Below are 6,378 nucleotides of genomic sequence, written 5' to 3'. Positions count from 1 at the left end.
AACTATATCATTATACAATCAGATTACAAGCAAAAAAATGATGAGGCCGAAAGAAAATCTCAGGCCTCAATCTCATAAATCACATAACTCTTTGCTACATAAAAGATTAGCTCTTCTCTTCTCCCACTGTCTGAATCACAGCATCAATGATCCTCGCCATGATGAAATCGTTCTCCGTCAACCCTCCGGCGGCATGCGTGGCGAGGGTTACCCTCACCTTGTTGTACAACAAGGTCAAGACGGGATGGTGCCCTTGATCCTCAGCGACCATCGCGAGGAGATCGAGGAAGTACTTCGCTTCCACAAAGTCTTTAAATGTGAATTCCTTCTTGAGCTTCACGCCCTCGACCAGCTCCCACCCCTTGATTCTGGCAGCCATTCTCTCCGCGACATCCCTTGGCAACGCAGGGATGCCTCCCTCGCACGGCACGCAGCGAGCGGTCTGTGCTCCGCCTGCGTGCAGCGCGGGTTTCGCAATGACCTCGCGCAGATTTTCTACCGCTCGGTCGTAGTCCGGGGGGGCGGCCAACTCCCCGACGATCTGAATATACCGAACGATATTATCCCTATCCAGGATACACACCGCTCGCGCCAGAAGCTTGAGCTCCTTGATGAGCATGCCGTAGTTTATGCCAAACGAGGAATAGCGGTAATCCGACAATACCACCACATTCCTGATATCATTGTCCTCACAGAATCTCTTCTGCGCGAAGGGCAGATCGTTGCTTATCCCCAGGATGACCACCCCTTCCGAGAGCGATATCGCTCTCTTATTAAACTCCTTCACCTGCATATCGCAGACAGGGGTATCGAGCGAGGGGAATGAGGTGATAATTTTTACCTTGTCCTTGAACTGAGACAACCTGACCTCTTTTAAATCTCCCGAGAGCACCCTGAAGTCCGGAGCACCGTCTCCTTCCTTCACCGCTCTGCCCACGAGGGTCAGCGGGTTCCCTTTAAACGTGATGGTCCTGCGCATGGCACCTCCTATCTGCCCCCTGCCGGGCGCCCCCCCTCCTCCCGCTCCTCAGATATTTCCCCAGCGCGCACGTCTCCACGTACTCATCCCCGCAGCCGAAAACCTGAGCGGCGAGGTAGCCGGCGAGCGCGAGGGTTCCGCGCGTGAACAGATTCAGATCGAACCGAACGCCCACTCTCTCCGCCAGCATCGGCAATGGCTCCAGGCTGTGGTAGCCGTAATCCTCGCGGTGCTCTATGCCGTGATCAGCGGTGATCATGATCATGTCCCCGGGGGCGAGGAGGTGCGTGACCCTGGGGAGCAGGCGATCGAACTCCTCGATTGAGCGCAGCGCTCCCTCGACGTCCCGCGTGTGCCCGAAGAGGCTGTCGGCGTCCACACAATTCGCAAAAACGAACGTCCCCCTGGGGCGTGAAATATTTCTGGCGGCAACGAGCGCGTTGATCGTCCCCTGGATCGAATAGGGGTTGGTATCTCGCTTCTTCCCGTCCACAAACCTGAAGCCGAGCGCGGGATCGAGCAGCTTCGGGTCGGTGAGCTTGATAGTGTCATCGAAATCGGCGCCCACGAGTTCCGCCGCCTTCCCGACGCTCACGGTGCGCACACCCCTGCCCCGGGCGATCCCGATGAGCGTTGGCCCCTCTAGTGGGAGGGTGCAGTCGTGGCGGTTGGGCGTCCTGAAAATCGCGTCATCTTTCATCACGTATGACCGGCCGATGGCGCGGGTGACCTTCAGCCCCATGCGGAGCGCCAGGGCGAAACTCGCGTCCACAATGCGGTGCTGTTCGGGGATGGGGATGATCTCCTCGTTCATCGCGAGCTGCAGTACGGGATCGCACTTGCTCGCGTAGAGGATCGGGCGGCCCGTGTGCTCATGGAGCTCCCTGTTCTCCTCGATCGCTTCCATCCCACCCGCCATCCGGTTGAACATCACTCCCCTGCCGATCTCCTTCTCGAGCGCCCTCACAAAATTCTGAGGGAACCCGTCCGGGAAGAGCTGGTACTTCCGTGGATCGACGACCCCGACCATCTCCCGGTGCCCGATGGTGCTGTCGGGGTACGCGGATGCCTGAGTCAGCGCGAGGGAGAGCTGGGCCCCCGGGCGGGAGGCTATACGGTCCCTGAATTTTTCGGAGAGGATATTGCCCAAGCCCATTTCACAGAGGTGGGGCAGATGGACCTTCCGCGCACTGTGCGCAAGGAGATACTCAAGGGTGGTCACGCCAACCGCGTCGAGCACCATCAGGAGCACCGTGGGACCGTTTTTCATAATCCGTGGACCTCCTCTTTATCATGATCTATTCATCAACCGTTATAGTGAGCCTACCCACCTTCAACGTTTTCTATCCACGGATTGCACGGATTACACCGATTAAAATAAACTCTCAAAGTTTCCTGCGGTAAAATCAGTGATAATCAGTGAAATCCGTTGATGTAACCTTATTTTATTAGAACCTGCATATTCAAAACAAAACCGCATCGCACCGACGCGCATCAGATCGCGAGGCGCTCGCCCACATGAAGGATTCTCGCCCGCATGCCCTTCTCACCGATTTTCCTTTCGAAGATGCTCGGATCCGCCGCGATGAGGTCAAAGGTGCCGTAGTGCATGGGGATGGAGAGCCCGGCGCCGAGCAGCTCCGCCGCTTTCACCGCGTCATCAATATCCATCGTGAAGTTCCCGCCGATCGGCAGGAGCGCGACATCGATCCGGTTCATTTCGCCGATGAGTTTCATGTCGTAGAAGAGACCGGTATCACCCGCATGATACACGGTTTTTCCGTCTGCGGCGATGAGGAAACCGCAGGGATTGCCCATGTAGAGCATCCCCTCCTCGGTCGGGTAGCCTGATCCGTGGAACGCGATGGTGAGCTTTACCCGTCCGAACGGAAAATCGTGCGCCCCCCCGATGTGCATGGGGTGTACCGTTGCCCCCTGGCGTTCGCAATAGGTCGCCAGCTCGAAGGGGGCGATGATCGTGGCGTCGTTATTCCGCGCGATCGCGATTCCATCGCCGAGGTGATCCGGATGGCCGTGCGTCAGCAGTACGTAGCCGACCCTGATCTCTTCAGGCCTCGCGCGGGCGCGGGGGTTGCCGGTGAGGAACGGGTCAATCACAAGGCTCGTTTTTTGAAGATCTAGCTGAAACGCGCCATGCCCCAAAAAGGTCAGTACGGGCATATTTCTCCTCCTCTCTCGCTCACCGCTCAGCCATTATCGTATAATCTACCACGGAGGCACGGAGGACACAGAGATCTTTAAAACAGTAACAACAGTTTCTCGTTTCTAGTTTCTAGGGCAATAATTAATCCGTGTTTATCCCTTCCCGCCGGCAGGCAGGTCCGTGGTGAAAAATTACCTTAGTTTCTAAAAACGGAGAAACCCCAAGGCCCGCTCCGGTTGACAGCGTTTTCAGATAGTGTATAGTATAGCTCTATATGCCAGAACAGCACAGCCATCAGATACCCCACACGGCGGTCATTTTCCCGCTTCCCGACACGATACTCTTCCCCCACACACTCCTGCCGCTCGTCATCTATGAACCTCACTACCGGCTCATGCTCGAGGATTGCCTCAAGGGGAACAGCATGATGGGAGTCGTCCTGATGCAGAAGGGATCCCCCAAGAGCCTCCTCGATGCGCCGACCTACCGGGTCGCCTGCCTGGGGCAGATCGCCAAGGTCAGCAAGCTCGCCGACTCGAGTTTCAGCGTGTTCCTGGGCGGCGTCGCGCGAATCGCCAGCACGCGCTATACCCAGCACCGGCCCTATCCAATCGCCGAAATCGAGAGACTGGAGAGCTATCCCGCCGAACCGGGTGCCGCCAATGCGCACCGCCTCAAAATCCTCGATCTCTTCCGCGTGCTCGTTCACACGGCAGACGGGGCGGAGGGGGACTTCATCTCCCGCCTCGAGGAGCTGGAGGACGCGGAGATCGTCTCCAACCTCATCGCCGCGACGCTCACCATCGACGCCCATGCCAAACAAAAGCTCCTGGAAACACTCGATCTTCAGGAGCGTCTCGAGATGCTCACCCGCGTCATTGAACACCAGATCGCGTACAAGGCCATCCTGCAGGAAATCCTCGCCAAGGCGCCCAGGAATATCCACGACAACTGAGTATGTTCAGTAAAATCATCTCTCCTGTTTGTGTTCATCTGTGTCTATCTGTGTGTATCTGTGGTGCTCGTTAAAACTTCGATGTGTATCACAGATGAACACAGATGCGGTACCGATACATACAGATGATTTGGTTGCGGCCCCGCATGCGGGGCCGGGCGTGCTACGCGCGCGCATAGATGCGCATGAAGGCCGCCATGCACCGTATTCCCTCATCGTAGTCCGAGACCCTGATATTCTCATTCGGTGCGTGGTCATGTGAATCGGCGTGCCCGACCCCGAACGACACCGACGGCATATTCAATACGCCGCAGACATCATTGAGCGGGCCGCTCCACGGCGCCACGGGGTAGAGGATCGGCTCCCTCCCGCACACCTCGCGAACCGCCGCGAGCGCCGCCCTGACGATCCTGTCCTCGCAATCGGTCCTGGCAGGCATGATGCCACCCAGGGGATGGATCGTGACATCCCCGAAGCCTTGCTCGTCGAGGTGGCGCCTGAGGCATGCGAGCAGCTTCTCAGGCGTCATGTCCGGCACCAGGCGAAAATCAAGTTTGGCGATCGACTCAGAGGGGAGCACCGTCTTCGGACCCTCGCCCGTGTAACCGGCGCTCAGGCCGCATATCGTGCAGGTGGGCGCATAGAGCAGCTCACGTACCAGCTCGCCGCCTGACATCCCGCGGACGAACTCGCGGAAACCGTGCATCTCTCTGAATCCCTCCGCATCGAACACCACCCGTTTCAACGCCCGCTCATCTGCCTCGCCCAGCCCTCTCATCTCTTCCAACCAACCCCGGATGGTGATCCTGGAGCGCTCGTCCATGAGTGTCCCGAGAGCCCAGACGAGCCGCCACGCGGGGTTCGGAACGATACCCGCGTAGGAGGAGTGCAAGTCATGGCGCGCCCCCCTCACCCTGAGCTCCACATAGCAGTGCCCCTTGAGGCCGCACGTGAGGATGTGGCGACCCTGCGGGTCCTTCCATGAGCACTCCCACAAGCAGCCGTCTGCACTCAGGAGATCCTTGTGCTGCCGTATGAATTCCGCCAGGTGTTTCGAACTCGTCTCCTCTTCGCCCTCCACAAGAAATTTAACCTTGAGCGGCAATGCGCCCATGGTTTCAACGCAGGCCCGGACCGCGTGGAGACGCGCCATCAGGTTGCCCTTGTTATCGCTCGCCCCCCTGCAGTAGAGGCGCCCGTCGAGGACCTTCGGTGAAAAAGGCTCTGTGTTCCACAGCTCCAGGGGCTCAGGCGGCTGGACATCGTAGTGGTTGTACACCAGCAGGGTTCTCGGCCCCTCGCCGAGTTCGCCGTACACGATGGGCGCGCCCCCGGGTATCTCAAAGATCCTCGCCTCCGCCCCCAGCGCGGAGAGCGCGCGGGCGATCCACGCGGCCGCCTCGTGGAGAGCCCTGGTATTCCCGGAACGTGAGGGGATGCGGCAGAGCTCACTGAGCTCCGCCAAAAACTTCTCCCTGTTGTCCTCAATGTATTTTTGGATGCGGTGTATTGCTGTCATAGTTGAACTATTGACATCCCGCTCAAATCATGTTATAAACTTAGTGGTGACGGATATGAATAGAGGGCGTATAGAGAGCTCCGGATGCGATCTCGGTGACAATCTCAACTTTGAGATTGATTTCTACCGTGCGATTATAGAAAAAGCGCCCGACTATGTCGAGGCGTTATCAGTTCTGGGCGAGGCGTATGCGCGGAAGGGTCTCTACCAGGAAGGTCTTAAAATAGACCAGCGCCTCACGGCGCTGCGGCCGAAGGATCCGATTGCCCACTACAACCTCGCCTGCAGCTACAGCCTGATCCACAAGAAGAGCGAGGCGCTCGCGAGCCTGCGCAGATCGATCACCCTCGGCTACCGCGACATAGCGCATATCGCGACAGACGGGGATCTCGCCTGGCTGCATGATGACCAGTTATTTCACAGGTTGATCCGCTACATCTGCAAAAAAATCATCAAGAAGAATTGGGCGCCGAACCTGCGTTAATGCGATCTCATACCTCACCATCTTTGATTACCAGCTCAGGATTGTCATCCGCTATTCCCCGGTGATCCGCATGGTAGGCCAATAACATGTCTCGCTTCCTCAAGAGCCTTTTCACCGCCTTTTTGCAACGCGGGCATGACGCCTGCCCGCCGCAACAGCTACTCACGGTGTCCGAGGAGATCGAGTCCGCGTGCGCGGTACAGGTTGATCCTCTCCGTAAACCGGATGCGGTTAGCTTCGACGTCGGTCTGATTAATAACGTGGTTCAGGTGCCTCA

6 protein-coding genes and 1 pseudogene are annotated in these 6,378 nt (G+C 57.8%); 2 read left to right on the top strand and 5 right to left on the bottom strand.

Translation table 11 applies throughout. From position 1 onward, the window contains the following. Positions 1–106: 106 nt before the first annotated feature. From NTX71_08345 to NTX71_08330, 4 genes and pseudogenes are all read right to left on the bottom strand, one after another. A complete protein-coding gene (locus tag NTX71_08345; protein MCX6339913.1) occupies positions 107–379 on the bottom strand; it encodes a 4a-hydroxytetrahydrobiopterin dehydratase in 273 nt (90 codons plus the stop codon). A gap of 99 nt (positions 380–478) precedes the next feature. Further along, a pseudogene (gene tpx / locus NTX71_08340) lies at positions 479–979 on the bottom strand (thiol peroxidase). Continuing rightward, complete coding sequence (locus NTX71_08335; GenBank protein MCX6339912.1) at positions 957–2,249, bottom strand: hypothetical protein; 1,293 nt, start codon at positions 2,247–2,249, stop codon at positions 957–959. Before NTX71_08335 ends, tpx begins: the two are co-directional and overlap by 23 nt. Positions 2,250–2,473: 224 nt before the next feature. Next, positions 2,474–3,160: a metal-dependent hydrolase gene (locus tag NTX71_08330; GenBank protein ID MCX6339911.1), complete on the bottom strand. Its 687-nt coding sequence runs from the start codon at positions 3,158–3,160 to the stop codon at positions 2,474–2,476. A gap of 257 nt (positions 3,161–3,417) precedes the next feature. On the opposite strand from NTX71_08330, the gene NTX71_08325 reads away from it, so the two are divergent. Further along, positions 3,418–4,098 (top strand): LON peptidase substrate-binding domain-containing protein, encoded by a 681-nt coding sequence (locus NTX71_08325; protein ID MCX6339910.1) that lies wholly within the window; start codon positions 3,418–3,420, stop codon positions 4,096–4,098. Positions 4,099–4,261: 163 nt separating this feature from the next. On the opposite strand, the gene NTX71_08320 is transcribed toward NTX71_08325, so the two are convergent. Then, on the bottom strand, positions 4,262–5,617 hold the full coding sequence (locus tag NTX71_08320) for a M20/M25/M40 family metallo-hydrolase (protein ID MCX6339909.1): 1,356 nt from the start codon (positions 5,615–5,617) through the stop codon (positions 4,262–4,264). 55 nt (positions 5,618–5,672) lie between these two features. On the opposite strand from NTX71_08320, the gene NTX71_08315 reads away from it, so the two are divergent. Continuing rightward, positions 5,673–6,101 (top strand): hypothetical protein, encoded by a 429-nt coding sequence (locus NTX71_08315; GenBank protein MCX6339908.1) that lies wholly within the window; start codon positions 5,673–5,675, stop codon positions 6,099–6,101. Positions 6,102–6,378: the final 277 nt, after the last annotated feature.

Source organism: Candidatus Auribacterota bacterium (assembly GCA_026392035.1).
GTDB lineage: Bacteria > Auribacterota > Tritonobacteria > UBA1439 > UBA1439 > JAPLCX01.
The sequence above is the reverse complement of the archived record's forward strand: the minus strand, read 5'-3'. Positions and strand labels throughout refer to the sequence as shown.